The organism is Kushneria marisflavi (assembly GCF_002157205.1).
Taxonomy (GTDB): domain Bacteria; phylum Pseudomonadota; class Gammaproteobacteria; order Pseudomonadales; family Halomonadaceae; genus Kushneria; species Kushneria marisflavi.
The window spans coordinates 2,966,222-2,989,411 of sequence record NZ_CP021358.1; the positions used below are offsets into that span (position 1 = coordinate 2,966,222).

The 23,190-nt window shown below is 59.0% G+C and carries 18 protein-coding genes; 11 read left to right on the forward strand and 7 right to left on the reverse strand.

Features of this window, described 5'->3' with window-relative positions; genetic code table 11:
* Window positions 1–50 precede the first annotated feature (50 nt).
* Both mqo and B9H00_RS13540 read right to left on the reverse strand, forming a co-directional pair.
* Complete coding sequence (gene mqo / locus B9H00_RS13535; protein ID WP_236944287.1) at window positions 51–1,715, reverse strand: malate dehydrogenase (quinone); 1,665 nt, start codon at window positions 1,713–1,715, stop codon at window positions 51–53.
* Window positions 1,716–2,107: 392 nt separating this feature from the next.
* Complete coding sequence (locus B9H00_RS13540; protein WP_147376550.1) at window positions 2,108–2,335, reverse strand: hypothetical protein; 228 nt, start codon at window positions 2,333–2,335, stop codon at window positions 2,108–2,110.
* A 519-nt stretch (window positions 2,336–2,854) separates the two neighbouring features.
* On the opposite strand from B9H00_RS13540, the gene B9H00_RS13545 reads away from it, so the two are divergent.
* The 4 genes from B9H00_RS13545 to B9H00_RS13560 all read left to right on the forward strand — a co-directional run bounded on the left by B9H00_RS13545 (window position 2,855) and on the right by B9H00_RS13560 (window position 7,276).
* Window positions 2,855–3,037, forward strand: a complete 183-nt coding sequence (locus B9H00_RS13545; RefSeq protein ID WP_086901092.1) for a hypothetical protein — start codon at window positions 2,855–2,857, stop codon at window positions 3,035–3,037.
* A 263-nt stretch (window positions 3,038–3,300) separates the two neighbouring features.
* Window positions 3,301–4,119, forward strand: coding sequence for a mannosyl-3-phosphoglycerate phosphatase-related protein (locus B9H00_RS13550; RefSeq protein WP_086901093.1), 819 nt, complete (start codon window positions 3,301–3,303; stop codon window positions 4,117–4,119).
* A gap of 21 nt (window positions 4,120–4,140) precedes the next feature.
* Window positions 4,141–5,361, forward strand: coding sequence for a glycosyltransferase family protein (locus tag B9H00_RS13555; RefSeq protein ID WP_086901094.1), 1,221 nt, complete (start codon window positions 4,141–4,143; stop codon window positions 5,359–5,361).
* Between the two features lie 271 nt (window positions 5,362–5,632).
* Entirely contained in the window at window positions 5,633–7,276 is a 1,644-nt protein-coding gene (locus B9H00_RS13560) for an alkaline phosphatase (RefSeq protein ID WP_157663226.1), read from the forward strand.
* Window positions 7,277–7,436: 160 nt separating this feature from the next.
* On the opposite strand, the gene B9H00_RS13565 is transcribed toward B9H00_RS13560, so the two are convergent.
* Both B9H00_RS13565 and B9H00_RS13570 read right to left on the reverse strand, forming a co-directional pair.
* Complete coding sequence (locus B9H00_RS13565) at window positions 7,437–12,272, reverse strand: ExeM/NucH family extracellular endonuclease (RefSeq protein WP_086901096.1); 4,836 nt, start codon at window positions 12,270–12,272, stop codon at window positions 7,437–7,439.
* Between the two features lie 129 nt (window positions 12,273–12,401).
* Window positions 12,402–14,144 (reverse strand): sugar phosphorylase, encoded by a 1,743-nt coding sequence (locus tag B9H00_RS13570; protein ID WP_086901097.1) that lies wholly within the window; start codon window positions 14,142–14,144, stop codon window positions 12,402–12,404.
* A gap of 359 nt (window positions 14,145–14,503) precedes the next feature.
* Between B9H00_RS13570 and B9H00_RS13575 the strand changes: the two genes are divergently transcribed.
* The 4 genes from B9H00_RS13575 to B9H00_RS13590 all read left to right on the forward strand — a co-directional run bounded on the left by B9H00_RS13575 (window position 14,504) and on the right by B9H00_RS13590 (window position 17,968).
* Entirely contained in the window at window positions 14,504–15,511 is a 1,008-nt protein-coding gene (locus B9H00_RS13575) for a TerC family protein (RefSeq protein ID WP_086901098.1), read from the forward strand.
* Window positions 15,512–15,636: 125 nt separating this feature from the next.
* Window positions 15,637–16,530 carry a BKACE family enzyme gene (locus B9H00_RS13580; protein ID WP_086901099.1) on the forward strand — a complete coding sequence of 298 codons (894 nt, stop codon included), beginning with the start codon at window positions 15,637–15,639 and terminating at the stop codon, window positions 16,528–16,530.
* A complete protein-coding gene (locus B9H00_RS13585) occupies window positions 16,527–17,498 on the forward strand; it encodes a 3-hydroxyacyl-CoA dehydrogenase NAD-binding domain-containing protein (RefSeq protein WP_086901100.1) in 972 nt (323 codons plus the stop codon). The genes B9H00_RS13580 and B9H00_RS13585 overlap by 4 nt, the downstream gene beginning before the upstream one ends.
* A complete protein-coding gene (locus B9H00_RS13590) occupies window positions 17,498–17,968 on the forward strand; it encodes a thioesterase family protein (protein ID WP_086901101.1) in 471 nt (156 codons plus the stop codon). The genes B9H00_RS13585 and B9H00_RS13590 overlap by 1 nt, the downstream gene beginning before the upstream one ends.
* Window position 17,969: 1 nt before the next feature.
* Here the strand turns inward: B9H00_RS13590 and B9H00_RS13595 are convergent, their stop codons facing one another.
* The 3 genes from B9H00_RS13595 to B9H00_RS13605 form a co-directional block, all read right to left on the reverse strand.
* Window positions 17,970–18,977, reverse strand: a complete 1,008-nt coding sequence (locus B9H00_RS13595; protein ID WP_086901102.1) for a GlxA family transcriptional regulator — start codon at window positions 18,975–18,977, stop codon at window positions 17,970–17,972.
* Between the two features lie 69 nt (window positions 18,978–19,046).
* Window positions 19,047–19,295, reverse strand: coding sequence for a GlsB/YeaQ/YmgE family stress response membrane protein (locus B9H00_RS13600; RefSeq protein ID WP_086901892.1), 249 nt, complete (start codon window positions 19,293–19,295; stop codon window positions 19,047–19,049).
* Window positions 19,296–19,483: 188 nt separating this feature from the next.
* A complete protein-coding gene (locus tag B9H00_RS13605; protein ID WP_086901103.1) occupies window positions 19,484–19,747 on the reverse strand; it encodes a hypothetical protein in 264 nt (87 codons plus the stop codon).
* A 366-nt stretch (window positions 19,748–20,113) separates the two neighbouring features.
* Here B9H00_RS13605 and nrdR point away from each other — a divergent pair, with 366 nt between their 5' ends.
* The 3 genes from nrdR (at window position 20,114) to ribBA (ending at window position 23,108) form a co-directional block, all read left to right on the forward strand.
* A complete protein-coding gene (nrdR, locus tag B9H00_RS13610) occupies window positions 20,114–20,623 on the forward strand; it encodes a transcriptional regulator NrdR (protein ID WP_086901104.1) in 510 nt (169 codons plus the stop codon).
* Between the two features lie 37 nt (window positions 20,624–20,660).
* Entirely contained in the window at window positions 20,661–21,863 is a 1,203-nt protein-coding gene (gene ribD / locus B9H00_RS13615) for a bifunctional diaminohydroxyphosphoribosylaminopyrimidine deaminase/5-amino-6-(5-phosphoribosylamino)uracil reductase RibD (RefSeq protein ID WP_086901893.1), read from the forward strand.
* Window positions 21,864–21,950: 87 nt separating this feature from the next.
* On the forward strand, window positions 21,951–23,108 hold the full coding sequence (gene ribBA, locus B9H00_RS13620) for a bifunctional 3,4-dihydroxy-2-butanone-4-phosphate synthase/GTP cyclohydrolase II (protein WP_086901105.1): 1,158 nt from the start codon (window positions 21,951–21,953) through the stop codon (window positions 23,106–23,108).
* Window positions 23,109–23,190 lie beyond the last annotated feature (82 nt).

Here is a 23,190-nt window from a genome sequence, read left to right on the forward strand (position 1 = left end):
AACGAAAAACGGCACCCCGTGGGGTGCCGTTTTTGTTGGCTCTAAAGCGATCAGACGTGGTCTGTCGAATCGCTCTCTTGCGAATGAGCCTGCGTCTGCCCGGTTTCCTGCCCCAGCGCCCGCTGACGGAACGCTTCAACGCGCTGGGCGTTGTCGCCTCTGGGCTGGGTGTCATCAAGCTCGAGCACGCTGCTGGTGTAGGCGCGCACCGCGTTGATCATCTCGGGGTTGCCGTTGAGCGTCTGCCCGTAGGACGGAATGATGCGATTAAGCTTTGCTTTCCATTCTTCGGAGGCCAGCTCCTGTGGGAAGATCTTTTCCATCAGCCCCAGCATGATGGTCGGCGATGTGGAAGCACCCGGTGAGGCGCCCAGCAGGGCCGACATGGTGCCGTCTTCTGAGGCCACGACTTCGGTACCGAACTGCAGTACGCCGCCCTTGTCGTCCTTGTCCTTGATAATCTGAACGCGCTGGCCGGCGGTGATCAGTTCCCAGTCATCGCGCTTGGCTTCGGGGAAGTAGGCCTTGAGGGCTTCAAAACGATCATCTTCGGATTGAACGACCTGGCCGACCAGATACTGCACCAGATTAAAGTTATCCATTCCGACCTGCATCATGGGCACGGTGTTGTGCATCGTCAGCGAGCCGAACAGATCCGTCCACGAGCCTTCCTTCAGGAATCTGGTCGAGAAGGTGGCGAAGGGGCCGAACAGCAGACGCGGCTGGCCATCGAGCATGCGACGATCCAGGTGCGGTACTGACATTGGGGGCGAGCCTTCCGCGGCCAGACCGTACGCCTTGACGTCATGGCGTGCGACGACCTCGGGATTGCTGGTCACCAAAAACTGTCCGCCTACCGGGAAGCCGGCGTACTGCTCGGCTTCGGGGATGCCCGACTCCTGCAGCAACGGCAGGGCCGCACCGCCGGCGCCAATGAAGACGCGACGAGCGTTCACGCTATGTTCACGGCCGCCGTTGTCGAGATCGGCGATGGTGACCTTCCAGGTGCCATCATCGTTGCGATCCAGACCGCGAACTTCACTGCCGGTGCTCAGGGTGAAGTTTTCGTGATTCTGGTCCAGTGCAGCGATCAACTGACGAGTAACTTCACCCCAGTTGGCATCCGTACCGGGCTTCATGTAGGTGGCAGCCACGTGCTGGGAGCTGTCACGTCCGGCCATCATGGCCGGTACCCATTGACGCAGAACGTCCGGGTCTTCGGTGTATTCCATGGCGTCATAGAAGGCGTTCTGCTTCATGCCTTCATAGCGCTTGTGCAGAAAATCAACGTTGTCGTCACCCCATACGAAGCTGACATGTGGGGTGTTGTTGATAAAGGAGGAGGGGTCATGCATGACGCCATTGAGAATCTGATAGGACAAAAACTGGCGAGTAATTTCAAAGGCTTCGGTAATTTTTGGCGGACGTGAAACGTCCACACTGCCATCTTCGAGCTGTGGGGTGTAGTTCATCTCGCAAAAGGCGGAGTGGCCGGTGCCGGCATTGTTCCAGCCGTTGGAGCTTTCTTCGGCCACATGGTCCAGGCGCTCGTAGAGATTGACCTTCCAGTCAGGCTGGAGCTCTTCCAGATAAGTGCCCAGTACGGCGCTCATGATGCCACCACCGACCATGACAACATCGACGGTGTCGTCATCACTGGTCCCGGCACTGTTCTCGGAGGCCAGCGTGTAGCTTGAGACCATACATAAATTCATGCATAGCGCCGCTGTTAAATGTTTTTTCATGATTAAAAATATCTCGGCTTGCCAATCCGGGACTCTATCCGAGGCTGGATTGAGACACCCTGTCACAAAAGAACCGGCAGAAATTAAGAAACGTTAAAGAATAAGTGCGGCACTTTAACGCAGCTGTTCTTATAAAGGCGTTTATGAAGTTATAAAAAATGCGGACCGATTTTATTTAATTCAAAAAATAAAGTGTCGGCAGTCATCAAGGATCGAGAGGGAGGGCGGCAAAAAGCGTGATACAGACAGGAAAAATCCGCCTTGAGCGGATCGAAAACAGGGCAAAACGATAAAGCGTTCGATGTTCTTTTTATAGCGGTAAATGCATTTCCGGGCATTTGGGCAAAAGGATGCAGCGTGGATCAGGTGGCATTCCATTCCCTGATGCGGCGCAGCGTCGGGGCATCATAATCATCGTCGTTGGCGCTGTTATCGCGGGTGCGGGGGCGGGCAGCGCCGATGATGATCAGAGCGTGCTCATCTCCTGCCGGTCTTTTGGTTGCCTGAGCGGTGCGTCCGAAACGGCTCGCAATCCATAGACTGATACCACACCACGCGATCACTGCCGTTGTCATTAACAAGGAAGCCATGAGCATTCTCCTGCGTAAGGGGGTTGGTAGTGATGGTGACGATTCAACATGACGCCAGGGCGTCAGGTAGATGACAGTTTGGTGAAAATAACGGTACCGATACGTCCATGAGGCATTTTTTGACGCTACAGAAAATCTCGTGAAATCCGGATCAGGAAATGGAGTACCACGACTTGATGGAGGCGATGGCGTGTTGAACTGGTCTTTTTAAAACCGTCCTTTTATCAATTGCTTGCTGAGAAGATTAATTTCTTGTCTTTTTAGGGGTTAATTTTCCGGAGTGAAAAGCCATTCATTGGTATTGCGTTGTCAGTAGAAATCTAATGCCTTGATTCAGTGTTAGGTATGAATTCGTCGATTCTGTTTTGGCACAAACTGGTTAAGGAATTTGATAAGCCTCTTGATACTGCTGTCTTATTTTGACGATTAGGCCGCAAATCTGCACATATTGTTACCTTTAGTTGCGTCATCTTTCTCCTCGTTCACATTTACCGCATTAGACGGTGGAGAAAGGAAAAAATGAGTCAGGCAACCATTGCACTTCTTATTATTTTGTTCCTTGGCGGCTCTGTTGCCTGGTGGAATGGCAATCGTCACGACAGCGGCAGCCACGGCGGTCATGCGGGCTATCATCAGGATGGTGGGCACGGCGGTAACGGCGGTGGCAGCACTTTTATTCCTGACCCGCAGCAGTGTTCGTGACCGGCAGCTGTTTAAAAGCATTCAAGTGGCACTGATGGCATGACCACCCTCATGGCATCAGTGGCTGAAAAGGGCTCACCGCATTGCGGTGGGCCCTTTTCGTTATGGGCATGAAAAAGGCGTGGGCATGGCGCTTGCGCCCCTGTCCGAAAGGTTTGAGCGGCCCGGGAGGGGGTTGGCGCGCAATATGGTGTGTGGGGGTAAAAAAAGGCTATTCTGATGATCTTTGCTAATAAACGGGCTTTTTTCGTAGGGCGAACGCCATGACATCAACGCCACAACAGCCGCTACTGGTGTTTACGGATCTGGATGGCTCCTTGCTGGACCATGCCACCTATGACTATACGCCGGCCATGACCTGGCTTGAGCGTCTTAGAGAAGGGGCGGTGCCGGTGATCATCAATACCAGCAAGACCGCGGCAGAGGTCATGGTACTGCATCAGGCGTTAGGGCTTGATGCGCCCTTTATTGCCGAGAACGGAGCCTCGATTCATCTGCCGGCTTCCTGGTGTCTGAATGAAACGCCTGATGAGCGCGGCTGGGCCGATATTGTGCTTGGCGAATCCTACCGCCGGATTCGCGATGTTCTGGAGGCGATCAGGGCCACCGAAGGCTTCCAGTTCAGAGGTTTTGGCGATTTCAGTATTGATGAGGTGGCCGAGCATACCGGGCTTGATATCCACGATGCCGAGCTTGCCCATCTGCGGGAAGCCTCAGAACCCCTGATCTGGGAAGACACGGAGGAGGCGCTCGAGCGCTTTCGCCTGTTGTTGATTGGTGCCGGCCTGAGCCTGACCCAGGGGGGGCGTTTCTATCACGTGCTGGGGGATAACAGTGGCAAGGGGCGCGCGATGGCCTGGCTGGTGGATCGCTATCACCTGCTCAAGGGGCAGCGTCCTCTGACCGTGGGTCTGGGAGATGGCCCCAACGATATACCGATGCTGGAAAGCGTCGACCGGGCGGTGCTGATTCGCGGTGAGCATGACACCCCGATCCGTATCGTCGAGACTGTCCAACTTTATACAACAACACAAAAGGGCCCGGCAGGATGGTCGGAAGGTCTTGATCACTGGCTGGGCTGACAGCGACAGGGAAAAGACGCCATGAGCGATTTTTATCAAAACGGCATCATTACCAACTTCCATAATCTCACGCGACGCCCGCTGGAAGCTCTGGAAAGTGACCTGCTGGGGTTTTCAAAACGCCGTCCGATGGGGCTGATTCTGCCCTCGCTCTATTCCGAGCTCGAAGGTCCGGCGCTGACGCGCATCATCGATCATCTCTCAAAGGTCGAGTACCTGAGTGAAATCATCATCGGGCTGGACCGCGCCAATCGGGACCAGTTTCTCCATGCCAGGGAGTTCTTTTCCCGTCTGCCGCAGCGTCATCGCATTCTCTGGAATGATGGCCCGCGCCTGAGAGCGCTGGATGACGAGCTGGCGGCCGAGTCGCTTTCGCCGCAGGCACCGGGCAAGGGGCGCAATGTCTGGTTCTGCTCGGGGTATGCGATTGCCTCCAATCGTACCGAAGCGATTGCACTGCATGATTGTGATATCACTACCTATGACCGCTCGATGCTGGCACGCCTGCTCTATCCGGTCGCCAATCCTCATTTTAATTACGAATTCTGCAAGGGGTATTACGCCCGCATCGCCGATGGCAAGCTCAATGGCCGCGTCGGCCGGCTGATGGTGACGCCGCTGTTGAGGGCGCTGAAGCGAATTCACGGCCCGCTGGATTACCTGAACTATCTCGACAGCTATCGCTATCCGCTGTCGGGCGAATTCGCCATGCGTGCCGACGTATTAAACGATATCCGCATTCCCAGCGACTGGGGGCTCGAGATCGGGGTGCTCTCCGAGGTGCATCGTAACTACTCGACCAAGCGGCTGTGTCAGGTTGATATTGCCGACAACTACGATCACAAGCATCAGCCGCTCTCCCCGGAGGACGCCTCCACCGGGCTCTATCGCATGAGCACCGACATTGCCAAGGCCCTCTATCGCAAGCTGGCAACGCTTGGCGTGACCATGAACGAAGCACATTTTCGCACGCTCAAGGCGACCTACTACCGCACGGCGCTCGATATCATCGAAAACTATTATCACGATGCGATGATGAACGGTCTCAAGGTGGATCGTCACAGTGAGGAGCAGGCCGTAGAGCTTTTCGCCCAGAGCATCATGGAAGCCGGTGTGGCCTTTCTCGAAAGCCCCCGGGACAAGCCCTTTATTCCCAGCTGGAGCCGAGTACAGTCGGCCTTTCCCGACATGCTTGAGCGCATGTATGACGCGGTGGAGGCGGATAACCAGGGTGATGTCTAGCGACGTCCTGCGCCTTTTGAACCATAGAGCGCAGCGTTGGCTTTGACTGAATTGGTGATTCGAATCAGTTACATATTGTTGCCAATGGATGCATTTTAAAACGCCGTCGTCATGTCGATGCAGGCAAATCGTCATGAGTCACGGGCGAGCATACCCGGGCGGGTAAATCAGCGCCCGGGCCTTGAACTTCGCAGACGCTCGCGGAGAAGGTCACTCTCATAACAGCGCAAATGGCCCGACAATGGGACCATAACGACTCAGGAGAATGACGATGTTCGGCTACAGCAACGCCATGTTTGGCAGCACCGGTTCACTGTATGGCAGCAACACGATGACCATGAACGGCGCGTCACCCGCCATGTTTTCTCCCTTCCAGTCTCTCTCCCCGATTTCAGATCTGTGGTCCGGCAATGATATGCCCTGGGGCGCCGAGCCGGCGCTGGTGCCGGCGTTTCTGGATGCCACTGCCTCCATACTTGAAGGCTATGGCAAGGCGCTGGGACAGCTGAGCAGCGCCTTTCGCGAGGTGATGAATGACCAGCCCGACATGCCCGAGCCTGAAGTGCCCGCCAACGATGGCATGGCTCAGAACGTGATCCTCATGGTGCCGGACGGTTTCGGCACGGATTACTCGACGGCCTTTCGCACCTTCAAGGGTGGCGAAGAGTTGCCGGCCTGGGAAGCCGAGGAGATGCTGACCGGGGCGATCAAGACCCATTCGGCCAATTCCCTGATTACCGATTCGGCAGCGGCGGGAACGGCCTTCGCGACCGGTCAGAAAACCGATAACGGCATGATCTCCCAGTCGCCGGATGGGCAGGATCTGGAGTCGATCGTGGATCTGGCTGAAGCCGCCGGCAAATCGACGGGGGTTGTCTCGACTTCCTCGGTGACCCATGCCACCCCTGCGGTCTTTGGTGCCAATGTGGAAGATCGCAACGATGCCACCACCATCGCGCAGCAGTTCATCGATAACGACCAGCTTGATGTGATGCTCGGCGGTGGTTTGCAGTACTTCACTGATGAGCAGCAGGGCGGTATGGCACAAGGCGATCTGCTAGCACAGGCCGAATCACAGGGATATACCTTCGTGGGCAATGCCACTGATCTGGAAGGCGTTGAAGGAGACCGCCTGCTGGGGCTGTTTGCCGATGACGCCATGGACACCAGTTTCGGTGAGAGCGGTGAGGATCAGCCGTCACTGGCGCAGATGACGCAGACGGCCCTGAACACGCTGTCGCAAAACGACAACGGCTTTTTCATGATGGTCGAGGGCAGTCAGATCGACTGGGCCGGTCATGCCAACGACGCCGGCTGGGCCATGAATGATGCGCTGGCCTTTGAAGACGCGGTAAAGGTGGCGCAGCAGTTCTCCGAGGACAATCCGGACACGCTGCTGGTGATCGCCCCTGATCATGAAACCGGTGGCATGTCGGCGCAGTCCACTCTGGACAATAATGCCTCGATTTATCAAAACTTTACGGCCACCTACGAGCAGATGTACGACGAGGCCAGCGACCGCATCGAGTCTGCGGGCATCAGTCAGGGCGATGACGGCGCTGCCTGGATCATGCAGGGCACCGTGGCCGAGATGACCGGCGGTGAGGTATTGCTCTCAAGAGATGAACTGACCAATGTCCTGTCGGCCGAGGATGCTGACGCAGGTCTTGAAGCCCTGACTCAGACGCTGAATGAATATGGCGGCATCAGCTTCAGCTCCGGTGGGCACACGGCTGAAAACGTGCCGCTCTACGCCTCCGGCCCGGGCTCGGATATCTTCGAAGGGCTGCTGGACAATACCGAAGTCGGTCAGGGGCTGGCCACGGCCATGGGTCTTGAGTTCTCTGACCTGCCCAGTGCCGAGGTCGTGGGCATCGATACGCTGATGCAGGGCAACGAGATAGCGGTGGCCTGATCATCGACCGGTGATGCCGGTGCGCCAGATGGCGTACCGGTTTGGATTGATCACGACCCGTCGATTGGAATCACCCTGCAGGCCTTTCATCATTGGCAAAGCCAGCATCAGAAAGGGCGCCCCGTGGCGCCCTTTTACGTCTCTCCTGTTCGATGCGGCCTCAGAATCCGGCCGCCTGCTGGACATCGCTGCCCGTATCAATGCCGATGATAATCGGGTCATGGTCGGAGGCGCGGAAGGGGGCATCATTGTAGAGCGCCTCGATCTGTTCGGGGCTTTTATACTCGGTGTTGTAGTCAAGCACCGTCGGCTCATCGGCGTTGATGTGCCAGGTGGTGGTGCCCGTCACCTGGTCGCTCATCGACGCGCTGGCCAGCGCGTGATCCAGCGAGCCCCACTGGCCGTTATAGCTGTAGGAATAGTCATTATCCAGCAGCGTATAGCCTTCGCCCTGCAGGGTGGTGATGGGGTCCTCCATAGCGTAGCTGTTCAGGTCACCGATGATCAGGACATCACTGTCGCCACTACCGGTAGGATCGGTCCCGATCCAGGCGGCCAGCTGCTCGGCCGCCTCGACCCGGGTCGGGTTGTTGTTGCCCTGACCATCGCCGATCGCCTCCTCGCCATTGATGACACTGCCCTTGGACTTGAAGTGATTGACGGCGATCGAGAAGGTCTCACCGCTGTCGTTGTCCTGAAAGGTCTGCAGCATGGGGGCGCGGTTGCCGGTCACAAAGGCGCCGCTGGTGTTGATGGCGGCGTTCCCCTCGGGAGTCACGCTGTCGCGTTGATAGATCAGCCCTACGGCAATGGCATCGCTGCCGGGTGAGACCACGTTGCCGCTGTCATCGCGTGGCGTAATGTAATCCCACTGTGCCTCGCTTCGGGCGTTGAGCGCCTCGACCAGCCCGGCGATCGAGCTCTCTGCGCCGTAGCCATCGTTGGCCACTTCCATGAGGCCGGCGATATCGGCGTCGCTGTCAAGGATGGCGCTGGCCAGCTTGTCCTGCTGGCGGATCAGTTCCAGTTCACTGTTGGCGCCGCGCGGACCGTGCTCGGTGCCTTCAGGGGTGGTGATCTGGTTGCCGGATTGATCCAGCGTTTCGAAGTAGTTCAGGACGTTGAAGGAGGCCACCTTGAGCGGTGCATCCTCCAGCGTTTGCGCATCGGGTTGCTCGGGTCGTGGATTGGCCGGCTGGAAGTCGAGCCCCTGATCGCTTTGAAGGCGCCACTGCTGATGGGCAAAATCGAGCACCCCGGTGGCCGCTTCCAGTGTGTCGCCGCCGCGCAGGGTGTTATCGGCCGAGAGTGGCTCGCTACCGCGGCCAAACAGGATCTCGGCCGGGTTCTGAGCATTGCTGGCATCGTCCAGAAGGATCGAGCGGCTTTCGATCTGGTCCAGCCACTGCTGGTAACCGGCCTGATCCGGGGCATTGATTTCGGTGTATTGCGAAAGCCGCCCACCACTTGAGAGCGTGACCGTGCCGTAGCGGCCCAGCTCATAGGTGTCGGTGACCGTCAGCGGCGCGCCATCCTCGCCCTGAAAGCTGACCCGCATGCTTTCAAGCGCCGCCAGCGTCGACTTGTCAGCGATGGGCAGGTCGACTTCGGTGAGCGTGGGCAGCTTCTGGTCCTGTGCGGTCACTTCCAGTGATCTCACATCGGTCAGCTCCGTCTTGCCCTGGTACTCCTCGACCGTGCCGGTCAGGCGTACGCGGTCACCCACCGCGACATCGGCGACGCTTGTGCTGTCGGGCAGGTAGACAAAGATGCCTTCGGAAGTCAGTTCATCATTATCCTGGTCGGCATCCTCTTCCTGCAGGAAAAATCCCTCCAGACCGTCGCGGGCATCCAGCGTCACGATCGCCTCGACGCTGACCTCATCGCCCACGCGCTCGCTGCTCATGGTGCTGCCCTGAAGGGTGGAAATCAGCTCTACGGGCGGTAGATCCATGGTGTCTCCGTTGTCGTCGGGGATATCCGGGGGCGTATCATTCGGGACGTCGTCCGCTGGTGTATCGGCATCGCCGGTGGCATCACTGCCAAGACCGTCGACGGTGTCCTGCGGATACGCCTGCCACTGGCCGGCGTCGAAGCGGTCGCTGCCTTCGGTGACACTCTCGTCACGGCGCAGGGTAACGTCGCGGGCAAAGTAGGCGTCATCGCCAATGGTGCCGACAATGTCCTGAATCTCCCCCGCGCCATCGGTCAACACGAGGGCGTCGTTACCGTTGTAGTTGATCACACGGCTGGTGTCATCGCTTTGATCCAGCACGGTCTGGTCCGCCTGGCTGTTGGCCAGTACCAGAGATTGTCCAACGGCCAGCGTGCCGTACTGGCCCAGTGCCTGCGTGGCGTTGGCCTCGGTATTACCATTGGCGTAGAGCGATAGCGTAAAGCCTTCCAGCGACAGGTCGCTGCCGCCACGATTGGTCAGTTCAATGGCCTTGTTATAGCCACTGCCTTCGACGTACTCGGTGATCAACAGGCTGCATTCACTGGTGGCGCCTTCATTATTTCCGCTCAGCCGGCCGGGCGTAGCCACGGCAGGCACGTTTTCTCCGTCACCGCCGAGCGCATCACTGGCGGTACCGCCATTTTCAAGCGTGATGAAGCGCTGATGAGCGACGTCCCAGGACGCGGCATCGAAGGCTTCGGTATCCGGATAGCTTTCCTCGGCCGCCAGCGTGTCGCGATCCGGCTCGCCCAGCCACAGGGTGACCTGGTCGCCACCGCTGCCCAGTCCCGCCGCGCTTCCGGTGTAGCCGATCTCCTGCCCATTGAGGTCAACGCTTGACCAGGCCTCGCGGAAGCCGGCCACCGCGTCCTCGTCGCCATCGACCATGACGATCGCCGTGGCACCGGGGGCCAGCGTCGTCAGTCCCTGAACCTGCACCGCTTCTTCGGGATCGGCGCTGTCGTCATCGTAGTAGAGCGGCGTCTGGTTGAAGTCAATCACGGTGTCGCTGGTGTTGGTGATCTCGAACCAGTCCTCGGTGACATCGCTGCCTGACTGGCCGGACCAGATTTCACTAATGGCGATGCCCAGATCCTGCGGCTCCGGTGGCGGCAGCGGGGCATGACCGGTGTCGATGGTGAAGTCACCTGCAGCCTCGCCACCGGTTTGCCAGGCGGAGGCGTCACTGAGCGCCTTGAGCAGGGCTTCAGCGGTGTCACTGGTTGAACCGGCGTAATGAAGGCTTTCGTCATCGCCCGGCAGTGTCAGATCGTTTTCGCCACCTTCAAGTCCTGCACGGTAAAGGGTTTCGCCATTGGCGGTGATCGTCACGCCATCGGCCAGCGACAGGGCCAGCTCACCGGTGAATGATCCGGCATTGGCCGTGAAATCGACCACGCTGCCAGCAGCGAGACCGCTTTGGGGGGCGGTCCAGGTCACTGCGCTGTCGCCGCTTGTGAACGTTAGCGTGGTACCGGTGGCGATGGCGTCGAGCGCCACGAAGCTGAAGGTATTTGTATTTGAATCAAGTGCGGTGAAGGCCACGTCGCCGACCGCCGGCTCAAGGCTCGGCAGGGCATCGAATGTCACCGTGGCCGAGGTGAAGGTCTGGATGTCGTCGTCCAGATCCTTTGACGCGGTACCGGTATCCGACCAGTCAGTGGTGCCGTTATCGTAGGCAACATCGAGAGTCACCGAGCCATCGTCATGGATCCGAGCGTTGCTCAGCGTCTCGGCCGTGCCGCCTGTGGCGTTGGCATTGGTGTTGAGATCGACCTCCTCGACCTTGTGGGCACCATCCCAGCGATAGAGCTGGAAGTTGTCGTTGTCCGGGTCGCCATCATCATCGCCTGGATTGGCCGGCCCCGCGCTGATCAGCCATGTACCATCGCCTGCCGGGGCGATGTCGCGTACGGTGCGGCCATCAAGGTCGAGCGTGAGTGCCGCGCCGAACTGGGCCCCATCTGCGCTGCCGGAGGCCATCAGCGACTCGGCATTGAGCACCGGTAGCACCAGCGCACGGCCGTCGGCATCGATGGGTGCGCGCAGGCCAAGAAACAGGGTCCCGTCGGCGTAGGCCGAGCCTTCTACTTCAAATCCATCGAAATCCATCTCGGGGCGATTCTGTTCGGCCCAGCGCTCGATCGCGGCATCCAGACCGCTGAACTGTCCGGCCACCTCGACTTCAAGTGATGCAGCATCGTTTCCCGTAATTTGTGTGGCGAACACCATTGAGCGCTCGCTGTCCTGAAGTGAGCCGAGCCAGTAGTGCTGGCCGTTACCTGCATCGACGACGGATTCGATGTCGACTTCTTCACCTTCTTCCAGTCCCAGCGCCTCATCGAGGTTGAAGCTTTTAAGCGGTGCGCCGGACTGGTCGTGGTCGTAGAGGCGCAGGGTCTGGTCTTCGTCGTCACCCACCAGCGTAAGCCCGTTGCCGATGGCGATGGCAGCGGAGGTGTCGGAAGCGCCGGTGTGAAAGCGGGCATTGTTGTTGGTCTGGCTGCCATCGGCGGCGGCGTAGTCAATGGTGTACTGGCTATCGCGCTTGCCGTCACTGACCGTCACCATGATGGTGGCATTGCCGGCATTGACCGGGGCGATGCACAGTACGTCATGATCGTCCAGCGCCGCGCGGGCTACCTCCGGGTCACTGCTTTCGATCGTGACCGAAAGCTGTTCACGCGGCGTGTCTTCATCCGTAAAGGAAAACGCAATGCCACGGGTAAGGGCCGGGTCGGTCGGGTCCCCTGTGACCCCGCGGATACTGGCCTGATGCTCTTCAAGCATCAGGCCTTCGGTACGCTTAGTGTCCACCGTAATGACGGGGGCTGACGGCATCTCAGGCCGCTGTTCGGGTATTTCTGGCGAGAGCCGGTCACGGAGACTGTCGATCAGGTTGTCAAAGCGCTCGAGCAGCGACTCGATGGGTGAGCGCCACTGGTGCGTCCAATCCACGATTGGACCATGGCCGTTGCCATATGGCTGCGATGTCTGATGGAAGCTCCAGGGAGCGTTAATCCGGGAGAACAGTGACATGAGAGCGTCCTTGCAGGAGATTGTCGATTGTCGTGGCCCTGCGCCGCCATGGGCAGCACAGGGCCCTGTTATCCTGAACGATGGTTGTTGCAACCCGGTGAAGTGGACATGGCAGTCTTCGGTTCTGGATTAGCCCCGAGTGATCAGCCAGCAGCTGCGATAGGGTTTGAGCACGGGCGCGTCGAGCTCCGGGTCGATGCGTCCCAGCAGGTCACGCCACTGATGATTGGCATAGGCTTCGGGCAGATTCAGGGGGTGGGAACGATCGGTCACGTTATGTATCGCCAGAAGCCGCCGGCCATCAGGCAGCGGGCCTCGCATGAAGGCAAAAAAGTGGGGTCCCAGATCAATGATCTTCTGCGGCACGTCAGGATGAAAGCAGGGCTCCTGACGGCGGGTTTTCAATCGTGAGGTCAACGCTTCGAACACGATATGAGTGGGCGTGCTATAGGCTTCCAGCAGCGGTTCCAGCGCCTCCCGCTGCCAGTGTTTACGGTTGATGGCCCGCAGTCGACCGGTACGGGTCACGCCCTCATGGTCGTTGAGCGTGGCGACAAGACTGTGAAAATAGACGGCCGGGATGCCCTGCAGGCCCAGCATGATGGTTTGAGAGCAGATAAAACGGGCGATCTGCCATGGGTCGGCGCCCCGTCGTGTGCCCTTGAGGGCATCAAAATAGGTGATATTGATTTCGTAGGGCGAGTCCTGACCGTCCGGGTCGGTTTTCATGCTGATAAAGCCACCAAAGCGCTGCATCAGTTCCAGCAGGGCATCGATGTCATGGCGCGGCAGCAGGCCTTCAAGCGCCCGGACGCCGACCCCGTCGTGGCTGGCGGTAAAGTTGAGGTAGGTACAGCCGGCAGGCAGCGGGGGCAGGGTGGCGGCCCACTCGGTCAGCGCCTTTGAGTCGCCGGTCGTGAGGGTGTGCAGCAGCAGCGGCGGCAGAGTGAACTGATAGATGATATGGGCTTCATCGCCGTTGCCGAAATAGCTCAGGTTTTCATGATGTGGCACGTTGGTTTCGGTCAGCAGCAGCGCGCCGGGGGCCACACGCTCCATAATGGCGCGCAACAGCCGTACGATGGCGTGCGTCTGAGGCAGATGAATGCAGCGTGTGCCCAGCTCCTTCCAGAGGTAGGCGATGGCATCAAGTCGAATCAGGCGTGCGCCCTGGCTCAGGTAGTACAGCAAAACGCCCACCATCTCGATGAGCACATCGGGATTGGCGAAGTTGAGATCGATCTGGTCTTCAGAAAAGGTAGCCCAGACATGGCGCATGCCCCGGCGCGTCGATACCGGTGCCAGCAGCGGCGTGTTGCGTGGTCGAGTGACGGATCTGACGTCGGTCTGCTCGGGCAGTTCAATGAAGTAGTCACATCCGGGCCGGGTACCGGAGAGGTAGTCGATAAACCAAAGGGATTCGCGCGAGACGTGGTTGATGACCAGATCAAACATCAGGTTGAAACGCCCGGCGAGATGGCGCACATGAGGCCAGTCGCCTACGGCGGGACTGACCTTTCGATAGTGAATGACCGAAAAGCCATCATCACTGCTCCAGGTGAAAAAGGGCAGGATATGCACGGCGCTGAAGGTATCTTCAAGATGCTCGCGCATGAAGCGCTCCAGTACCTCCAGTGGCACGCTGTCTTCGCCATCAATGATGCTGTCACCGTAGGTGATCATCATCTGGGTACGCTCGTTCCAAAGCGGACGCGGCTCATGAACGATGTCCTTTTGATGCTGAGCGATCAGCTGTTCCAGTCGCGTTAGAATGTCAGGGGCCTTGTCACCATAAACCTGAGTGAGCTCGGCGCGGGCTCGGGCGTGAAAGGCATCGCGGGAAAGGACGGCAATCAGAGGGGCATCAGACATGGCGGAGTTCCGGTATCTATTATTGTAGGTCCTGTAAGCAAAGACCCGGATGTGCAGGAATTCAAACTGTATCCGGTCTGAAAAAATATTAAGGCTTAATTATTAGCTTGCACCTGTTTACAAGCTGATCGACACTGGCCGCTGTTGAAGGAGGGGAGTATTCCCTGCAGGGCGCAACGCCTGTGTTCAGGCCTGCGTTTTTTCTACAGCGGTGTCGTCATCACGGTGAGTTGCCTCCAGGAAATGGTTCCCTGAAGACAATTGCCCGGTGCCGCTGGTCAGGGGAGTGCCACGATAATGTGTGGTACACGCCTGGCGGAAGAGACCTCCGGTAAATCATCTTTGCCGGAGAACCGTGCATGAACGTTCCTGCCTGGATCTGGGAAGCCACCATTGCGGGCTTCGCAGCCATCTTTATTTTTGATTTCTACTCCCACGTGCGTAAGCCGCACGCTCCGACCATGCGTGAGTCGGCGCTGTGGTCCGTGTTCTATATCAGCCTGGCGGCCGTTTTTGGTGCCGGCCTCTGGATGGTATGGGGCCATGACCACGGGGTAGAGTATTTCGCCGGTTTTATCACCGAAAAGAGCCTGTCGGTCGATAACCTGTTTGTCTTTGCCATCATCATGGCCAAATTCGCGGTCCCGCGAATCTATCAGCAAAAGGCGCTGTTGATCGGCATCATCATGGCGCTGATCATGCGCGGTATTTTCATTGCCGTGGGCGCTGCCGCCATCAATCAGTTCAGCTGGGTTTTCTATATCTTCGGGCTGTTTCTGCTCTATACCGCCTTCAAGCTGGCGGTCGAGAGTGCGCAGCACAAGCAGCAGGACGCCGACGATTTTGAACCCAACGCGCTGGTAAAGTTTGCTCAGCGTCATCTGCCGGTGACGGATCAATTCCATGAGCAAAAGCTGATCGCCCGTGAAAACGGCAAGCGTGTGGTGACTCCGCTGTTTCTGGTCGTTCTGACCCTGGGGGTGACCGATCTGCTGTTCGCCCTGGACTCGATTCCGGCCATCTACGGGCTGACTCAGGAACCCTACATTGTCTTTACGACCAACGCCTTTGCGCTGCTGGGACTGTTGCAGCTCTATTTCCTGCTGGGTGGGCTGCTGGATCGGCTGGTGTATCTGGGCTTTGGACTGTCGCTGATTCTGGCCTTTATCGGCGTGAAGCTGGTGATGCATGCCATGGTCGAAAACACGCTGCCCTTTATCAATAACGGTCAGCCGCTGGACTGGGTGCCGCATATTTCGACCGTGCTGTCGCTGTCCGTCATTATCGGTATTTTGCTGATCACAACCGTAGCCAGCCTTCTGAAGAGCCGTGCCGCGGGCAAGGTCTCGTCCGACTCTTCCCATTGACATCATGACCTGATCGCCATGACCTTCTGGTGTCGCACTGCGTCATCAGGAGGTCACCTGGCGTCAAATTCTCCTTCCTCGGAGCCCGGATACTGGGTGTATTCCCATCCGCTGAAGGAGATGTCATGAACCACGATGTCATTTTGACCTGCGCCGTGACCGGGGCAGGTGATACCCCCTCACGCAATTCCGCTGTTCCCGTCACGCCAAAGGAGATCGCCCAGTCGGTTCTTGAGGCGGCCAGAGCCGGGGCCAGCATTGCCCATATCCACGTACGTGATCCTGCTACCGGGGGCGTCAGCCATGACATCGACCATTTCCGCGAGGTGGTGGCGCGGGTGCGCGAAGCCGATGTCGATATTGTGCTCAACCTCACGGCCGGCGGCGGTGGCGATCTAATCCCCGAACTCGACCGTGGCGTGCTGCGAGCCGGTGCCGGCAGCGATCTGCAAACGCCGGCAGAGCGTCATGCGCCGGTGGCTGAACTCTTGCCTGAAATCTGCACGCTGGACTGTGGCAGCCTCAATTTTGGCAACATGGTTTATCTCAACAGTGCCGACTGGCTGCGTGAGCATGCAGCCCTGGTCAAGGCGGCGGGCGTCAAACCCGAGCTCGAGTGCTTTGATACCGGTCATATCCGCTTTGCCCGACAGCTCATCGATGAAGGTTTGATCGATGGCGATCCCCTGTTTCAGCTTTGCCTGGGCATCCCCTGGGGCGCTGAGGCACAAACCCAGACCATGCTGACCATGCGTGATCTATTGCCGGACAACGCGCACTGGGCCGCTTTTGGCATCGGTCGGATGCAGATGCCGATGGTGGCTCAGGCCGTGTTGCTGGGGGGCCATGTTCGTGTCGGTCTCGAGGACAATCTTTATCTCTCTCGTGGTATCGGAGCGGACAACGCTGCGCTGGTCGAAAAGGCGGTCGGCATTGTCGAGTCGCTGGGAGCGCGGGTCATGCGGCCGGACGAGACGCGCCAGCATCTGGGACTGCGGACACCGGGAGGGGCAGCATGAAGGCAGAGTCTTCACAAAAGGTCATGGCCGTCATCGGATGTGGCGTGATCGGTAGCGGCTGGGTGGCGCGGGCGCTGGCCGCCGGCATGCAGGTGCAGGCATGGGATCCGAACCCGGAGGCCATCACGGGGCTGCAGAACAATATCGATACCGCCTGGCCCGCCCTGGTTCGACGCGGACTGGCGGAGGGCGCCTCGCGTGATCATCTTCACTTCTCCACCGATCTTGACGAAGTGCTTGAGGGGGCGGATCTGGTGCAGGAAAACGCGCCCGAGCGGCTCGAGATCAAACAGTCGCTGCTGGCCAGCATCGATGCGCGCGTACCGAATCATGTGTTGATCGGGTCGTCGACATCGGGCATCAAGCCCAGTGAACTTCAGGCCCAGTGTCACAGGGCGCCGGGGCGGGTCATCGTGGCTCACCCCTTCAATCCGGTGTATCTGCTGCCATTGGTTGAACTGGTTGGCGGTCAGCATACCGACCCGGCGCTGATGGTATCCGCCAGGGCGCAGTATGAGCAGCTGGGCATGCGGCCATTGATCGTTCGACGCGAAATCGAGGGCCATATTGCCGACCGCCTGATGGAGGCGCTATGGCGCGAGGCCCTTCATCTGGTTAATGACGGCGTGGCCACCACCGAGGAGGTCGACGCGGCGATCGTCTATGGTGCCGGGCTGCGCTGGTCGCTGATGGGCACCTTCCTGACCTTTCACCTGGCCGGTGGCGAGGGTGGCATGCGGCACATGCTGGAACAGTTCGGGCCGGCCCTGAAGCAGCCCTGGACACGGCTGGAAGCCCCCGAGCTGACCCCCGAGCTGATCGAACGCGTGGCCTCGGGCAGTGAATTTCAGGCAGGGGGACGTTCGATCGCAACGCTTGAAGCGCGACGTGATCGCTTTCTTGGCGAATTGCTTGAGGTGGTAGAGCGCTACTGGCCGGAGCAGGAAGGACTGGGAGGGCGTATCTGATGGCACTGTCCCTGCTGACGCAACCCGTACTGCCGGCATGGGTGGATTATAACGGCCACATGAACGATGCCGCCTACGCGCTGCTCTTTTCACACGGTGTCGAGGCGTTGATGGCGCATATCGGTCTGGATGAAAGCGGTCGTCATGCCCATGACCGTACGATATATACCCTTGAAACTCATCTTTGCTATCTGCAGCAGGTGCGAGAGGGCGCGCAGGTGCGCTGTGAGGTCCTGTTACTGGAGGCGGATGCCAAACGGCTGCATGTCTTTTTTAACCTGATCGGGGAGCACGAACAGGAGATCCTGGCCACCAGCGAGCAGATGCTGATGGGCATCGATACCCGGACGGATCGACCGGCGGCCTTTCCGGATGAGGTATTGGCCCGAATCGAGCAGTTGCCGAAACCGGCGCACGGCGACTGGCCAGAGCAGGCCGGACGGCGTATCGGGTTTCGTCACCGGAAATGATTCATGGCGTTTTTGAAAACCCACTGGCCTGACGATAATAGCCGGGCGTGTGGTCGTAGTGGCGTTGAAAGGCGTGACTCAGCCCCGAGGCAGAGGTGAATCCGCAGGCCAGTGCGATGGCAGTGATGCTCATCTCACCTTCTTCGAGCAGCGTACGCGCCCGGCGCATGCGCAGGGATAAATACCAGGCGGCGGGCGTACTGTCGAGCTGTTCGGCAAACAGTCGCTGCAGTTGACGGCGTGAAACGCTTGCCTTCTGTGCCAGTGTGTCGATGGGCATCGGATGCTCGATATGCTGCTCCATCAGATGGAGGGCTTCGATCAGGGGGCGATGATGAAGTTTCAGACGTCTGGCGATCGACAGGCGCTGATGATCTTCATGCCCGCGAACCCGGTCATGAATCAACTGCTCGGCCACGGCGTTGGCCAGCGCCTGATCATGGTGCTGGGCAATCGCGGCCAGGCTCATGTCCATGGCGGCGGCACCGCCGGCACAAAAAAAGCGTCTGCGGCCCAGTTCGAAAAGCGACTCGTTGACCTGCAGATGGGGCCAGCGTTCCCTGAAATCCGGCAGGCTCTCCCAGTGCAGGGTGATGTGGTCTCGTGGCTCGAGCAGGCCCGCCATGGCAAGTACAAAGGCGCCCGTATCGATACCGCCCAGACAACATCCCTGCTGATCGAGCTGATGCAGCCTTCGATGCAGGGCGCGAGTCGGCAGGCTCAGCGGCGCGAATCCGGCACAGACGGCCAGCGCATCGGGTCGGTCGACATGCTCAAGCGTGGTGTCCGCCATCAGGCGCATATCGTTGGAAGCGCTGACGGGTTGCCCATCAATGCTGAGCACGCTCCATCGGTAAAGCGTGCGTTCGGCGATACGGTTGGCAATGCGAAGTGGCTCGATGGCGGAGAAAAACGCCATCATCGAAAAGCGTTCAAGCAGCAAAAAGGCGACATGTCGTACTGAGGACGCTTGGGAAGAAGGTGTGATGTTTGAATCGGACAGGGGCATTGGGAAGCGCTCCGAACGGCTGCGCCGGGGCAGCCGCGGTCAGGCAATCACTGCTTCATGAAAACGCGACTATTTTTTGACCACTCGATAAAGAAACAGCAGAACCAGTGCACCGATAACAGCCACAACAAAACTGCCGAGGTTAAAACCACTGACACTGCCAAAACCCAGTGCCGTACCTATCCAGCCGCCAACAACGGCGCCCAGAATACCGATGATGATGGTCACGATGATGCCGCCGGGATCCTTGCCGGGCATCAGGAACTTGGCGATGGCGCCTGCAATCAGACCAAAAATGATCCACGCGATAATACCCATAATCAGCTGCTCCGTGCTGTTGCCGTGTCCGGCAGTGTCCAGTGTGAAAGGGCCGGCAGGAAATACCATCCCTTGATCTTTCCCGCCCGACTGAGCTCAAGACTAGATCGGCCATCGCAAACTGGCAAGCTGGCTGTATTGCAGTATGTCACTGATTGAAAAGTAGTAATTGGGTATGTCCGATAGACCTATCCCTTGTGATAACGCGCCATCCAGAATGTCATGACCGCGATCGCTCCCAGCGCGCCCGCAATCGCCGCGGCAAGGCTTCGAACATCGAAGGAAAGTTCGGCGGCAAAGCCAAACACGGTAACGATAAAGGCCAGTACCACACCGCCCAGTACGCCCATGCCAGCCGTACCGAGAAAGCCGACACTCAGGCGTCGGGGGATAATCAGGGTCACCAGCATGCCCACGGCAATGCTTGCGAAAATCCAGGAGATAATGTTCATGTGCTTTCTCAACCGATCGACATTGTCGGGTTCAAAATAGCGCTATGGGCGATGGCACTCAACTGCGCGTCACACGTCGCAGCCTTGATGAGAGGCATGGCGACATGTGCGGTTCTGGCTTCATTTTGGCGTTAAACCGTGCATGTTTGCGTCCTGAGCGTGGTGATGCGTTTCCGAACACAGGGTAAAACGTTACAATATCGGGCCCGAGTATGCGTCGACATGTCGCAACGCCTGCCTGCGCTGCCGGTCGCCTCTGCCAGACCACGAATCCGGCCCTGGTGGGCAATGTCCCTGCGATTGGCGACGGTCCGAAGGCCTGGGCATCGTTTACCGGGTCTTTCATCGACGAAACAGAGAACATTCATGCATTGCCCCTTTTGCGGTGCGCAGGATACGCGGGTCACTGATTCCCGGCTGGTGGCTGATGGCGATCAGGTGCGCCGACGTCGCCAGTGCCTGGCCTGCGGTGAGCGTTTCACAACGCATGAAGCCGCTGAGCTGGTCATGCCCCGTGTCGTCAAGGCCGATGGCTCGCGCGAAAGCTTTGATCCTGCCAAGCTGCGTGCCGGCATGTTGCGGGCACTGGAAAAGCGTCCGGTATCCAGTGAGCATATCGAGGCGGCCATCGAGCGCATCCGACAGCGCCTTCGAGCGCGCGGTGAGCGTGAAATCAATGCGCTGGCGATCGGAGAAGAAGTCATGGGGCAGCTTCGAGCCCTGGACCAGATTGCCTATATCCGCTTTGCTTCGGTCTATCGGCGCTTTCAGGACATCGATGAGTTCCGCGCCGAAATCGAGCGCCTTTCCAGTGATTCCGCATCGTCATCGAGTGTCGATATCACCGGCAGGGATCAGGAGTCTCATGAGCATTGAAGGGCCTGCAGAAGGTGCAGCAGTCTTTCCCTGCCGCATGGAGGGAAGCTCAAGCGTGACACGCCAACCCGAGGATTACATGGCTCGTGCGTTGCATCTGGCGCGTCGCGGCCTCTATACGACAGACCCCAACCCGCGGGTAGGCTGTGTGCTGGTGCGTGGCAATCAGATCGTGGGGGAGGGCTGGCACGAGCTGACCGGCGAACCCCATGCCGAAATTCATGCCCTGCGCGCGGCCGGTGAGGCGGCCCGTGGGGCAACTGCCTATGTCACTCTGGAACCCTGCTCTCATTACGGACGAACCGGTCCCTGCGCCAAGGCGCTGGCGGAGGCGGGGGTAGATGTGGTGGTGGCCGCCATGCTCGATCCCAATCCCCAGGTATCCGGTCGCGGTATCGCGATGCTGGAAGCCGCCGGGGTCGGCACACAGGTTGGGATGCTGGAAGCCGATGCTCGCGAACTCAACGTGGGATTTATCTCGCGCATGTCGCGCTCGCTGCCCCACGTTCGGCTCAAGATGGCGATGAGCCTGGATGGCCGTACGGCCATGGCCAGCGGTGAATCCAAATGGATTACCGGCGAGCGTGCGCGACGTGATGTGCAGCATCTGCGTGCGCGCTCCAGTGCGATTCTCAGTGGCGTTGCCTCGGTCATTCGCGATGACAGCCGGCTGACCGTGCGTATGGATCAGCTTAGCCGCCCGGAATCACATGCCGTTCAGGTCTCGCATGAGCGGGGCGTACGCCAGCCGCTGCGGGTGATCGTCGACTCGACCCTGTCATTGCCGCCTACGGCCCGCTGCCTGACGGAGCCGGGGCGTACGCTGGTGGCCACGGTGTCACCGACCGGCCCTGGGGCGCTCGACAACCGGGGCCACTTCCGTCGACGTGAAGCGCTGGTGGCAGCAGGCGCCGAAGTCGTTACGCTGTCGGCAAGTGCGGGCGGGCAGGTCGATCTGGAAGCCCTGATGCACTATCTGGCCGATGTCGAGCAGTGTAACGAAGTGCTGCTTGAAAGCGGCTCGCGTTTGAGCGGTGCCATGCTGGATGCAGGGCTGGTCAATGAGTTGGTTATCTATATGGCGCCGATACTGATGGGTGATGAAGCGCGTGGGCTTTTGACCCTGTCTGGGCTCGAGAAGCTGTCGCAGCGTCGACAGCTTTCCATTGTTGATGTTCGCGCCTTCGGCCCTGATTGGCGTATTATCGCGCGCCCCGTCAACGATCATGAAACCTCTTGATCGGGATAGATCCAGCGACCTGATCTCCCTGGAGGCATCCATTTCAGCGACCCTGTATCGAAAGGAGCGGCTTAGCCGGCAAGCGTTATGAGTCAGTCAACGGGCAACTTCGCTTCCGTGGAAGCGCTGATCGAAGATATCCGCCAGGGCAGGATGGTCATCCTCATGGATGACGAGGACCGCGAAAACGAAGGCGACCTGATCATGGCCGCTGAATGCGTGGAAGCCTCACACGTCAACTTCATGGCGCGCTACGCCTGTGGGTTGATCTGCCAGCCCATGCTGCGCGAACGCTGCGAGCAGCTTGGATTGTCGCTGATGGTCAATGACAATGGCTCCGGCTTTGGTACCCGCTTTACGGTCTCCATCGAGGCGGCTACCGGCGTCAGCACCGGCATTTCAGCCGCCGATCGGGCGCGTACCGTTCAGGCCGCCGCTGCGCGTGATGCCAGGCCCGGCGATGTCGTACAGCCCGGTCACATCTTTCCGCTGATGGCGGAAGCGGGTGGCGTGCTGCGTCGGGCCGGACATACCGAAGCAGCCTGTGACCTGGCGGCCATGGCCGGTTTCGAGCCCACCGGTGTGATCTGCGAGATCATGAACGAGGATGGCACCATGGCGCGGCGTCCGGAGCTGGAACGCTTTGCGGCGCTTCATGACATTAAAATCGGTACCATCTCCGATCTGATTCACTACCGCATCCACAATGAGCAGACCGTTGAACACGTGGAGTCGCATCCTGTAGAAACGGATGCCGGTCCGTTTCAGCTGCACTGCTTCAGGGATCGGATTCAGGGCTCTCATCATCTGGCGCTGGTGAAGGGCTCACCTGAAAGCGATCAGCCCACAACCGTACGGGTTCATGTCGCGGATGCCTTGCGTGATTTGCTGGGGCTTCGCCGTGAGGGTGGGCATCAGAGCTGGTCATCACGTGATGCCCTGGCCGAAATTGCTGCCAGCGAGACCGGTGTGCTGGTACTGCTCGCCGACCCGCGTGGCATGACGAACTTTCGTGATCAGCTCGATCTCTTTCTGGAGCGGCGCCCGCGGACCCAGGACCCGCAGACGGATGGGGCCGGCAACTATTTGAGCATCGGCACCGGCGCGCAGATCCTGCGCAGTCTCGGGGTCGGTCAAATGCGCCTTTTAAGCTCGCCCTGGCGTTTTTCGGCGCTGGCGGGCTTTGGCCTTGAAGTCATCGAACAGATCAGCAGCGTTGATGACAGCCGCATGCCACGGCACTGACAATAGCAATCAATGGTAACAACAGCTTTCCGCCGGAACCCGATAATGCCGGGATTCACGGCTTACATGACACGCTGATGCG

What these genes read in the sequence shown, in the direction of transcription:
- ribD (WP_086901893.1), top strand. Translation starts at nt 20,661, where the DNA reads ATGGAGGGAAGCTCAAGCGTGACACGCCAACCCGAGGATTACATGGCT.
- B9H00_RS13540 (WP_147376550.1), bottom strand. Translation starts at nt 2,335, where the DNA reads ATGGCTTCCTTGTTAATGACAACGGCAGTGATCGCGTGGTGTGGTATC.
- B9H00_RS13560 (WP_157663226.1), top strand. Translation starts at nt 5,633, where the DNA reads ATGTTCGGCTACAGCAACGCCATGTTTGGCAGCACCGGTTCACTGTAT.
- nrdR (WP_086901104.1), top strand. Translation starts at nt 20,114, where the DNA reads ATGCATTGCCCCTTTTGCGGTGCGCAGGATACGCGGGTCACTGATTCC.
- B9H00_RS13550 (WP_086901093.1), top strand. Translation starts at nt 3,301, where the DNA reads ATGACATCAACGCCACAACAGCCGCTACTGGTGTTTACGGATCTGGAT.
- B9H00_RS13585 (WP_086901100.1), top strand. Translation starts at nt 16,527, where the DNA reads ATGAAGGCAGAGTCTTCACAAAAGGTCATGGCCGTCATCGGATGTGGC.
- mqo (WP_236944287.1), bottom strand. Translation starts at nt 1,715, where the DNA reads ATGAATTTATGTATGGTCTCAAGCTACACGCTGGCCTCCGAGAACAGT.
- B9H00_RS13600 (WP_086901892.1), bottom strand. Translation starts at nt 19,295, where the DNA reads ATGGGTATTATCGCGTGGATCATTTTTGGTCTGATTGCAGGCGCCATC.
- B9H00_RS13555 (WP_086901094.1), top strand. Translation starts at nt 4,141, where the DNA reads ATGAGCGATTTTTATCAAAACGGCATCATTACCAACTTCCATAATCTC.
- B9H00_RS13580 (WP_086901099.1), top strand. Translation starts at nt 15,637, where the DNA reads ATGAACCACGATGTCATTTTGACCTGCGCCGTGACCGGGGCAGGTGAT.
- ribBA (WP_086901105.1), top strand. Translation starts at nt 21,951, where the DNA reads ATGAGTCAGTCAACGGGCAACTTCGCTTCCGTGGAAGCGCTGATCGAA.
- B9H00_RS13545 (WP_086901092.1), top strand. Translation starts at nt 2,855, where the DNA reads ATGAGTCAGGCAACCATTGCACTTCTTATTATTTTGTTCCTTGGCGGC.
- B9H00_RS13565 (WP_086901096.1), bottom strand. Translation starts at nt 12,272, where the DNA reads ATGTCACTGTTCTCCCGGATTAACGCTCCCTGGAGCTTCCATCAGACA.
- B9H00_RS13575 (WP_086901098.1), top strand. Translation starts at nt 14,504, where the DNA reads ATGAACGTTCCTGCCTGGATCTGGGAAGCCACCATTGCGGGCTTCGCA.
- B9H00_RS13590 (WP_086901101.1), top strand. Translation starts at nt 17,498, where the DNA reads ATGGCACTGTCCCTGCTGACGCAACCCGTACTGCCGGCATGGGTGGAT.
- B9H00_RS13605 (WP_086901103.1), bottom strand. Translation starts at nt 19,747, where the DNA reads ATGAACATTATCTCCTGGATTTTCGCAAGCATTGCCGTGGGCATGCTG.
- B9H00_RS13595 (WP_086901102.1), bottom strand. Translation starts at nt 18,977, where the DNA reads ATGCCCCTGTCCGATTCAAACATCACACCTTCTTCCCAAGCGTCCTCA.
- B9H00_RS13570 (WP_086901097.1), bottom strand. Translation starts at nt 14,144, where the DNA reads ATGTCTGATGCCCCTCTGATTGCCGTCCTTTCCCGCGATGCCTTTCAC.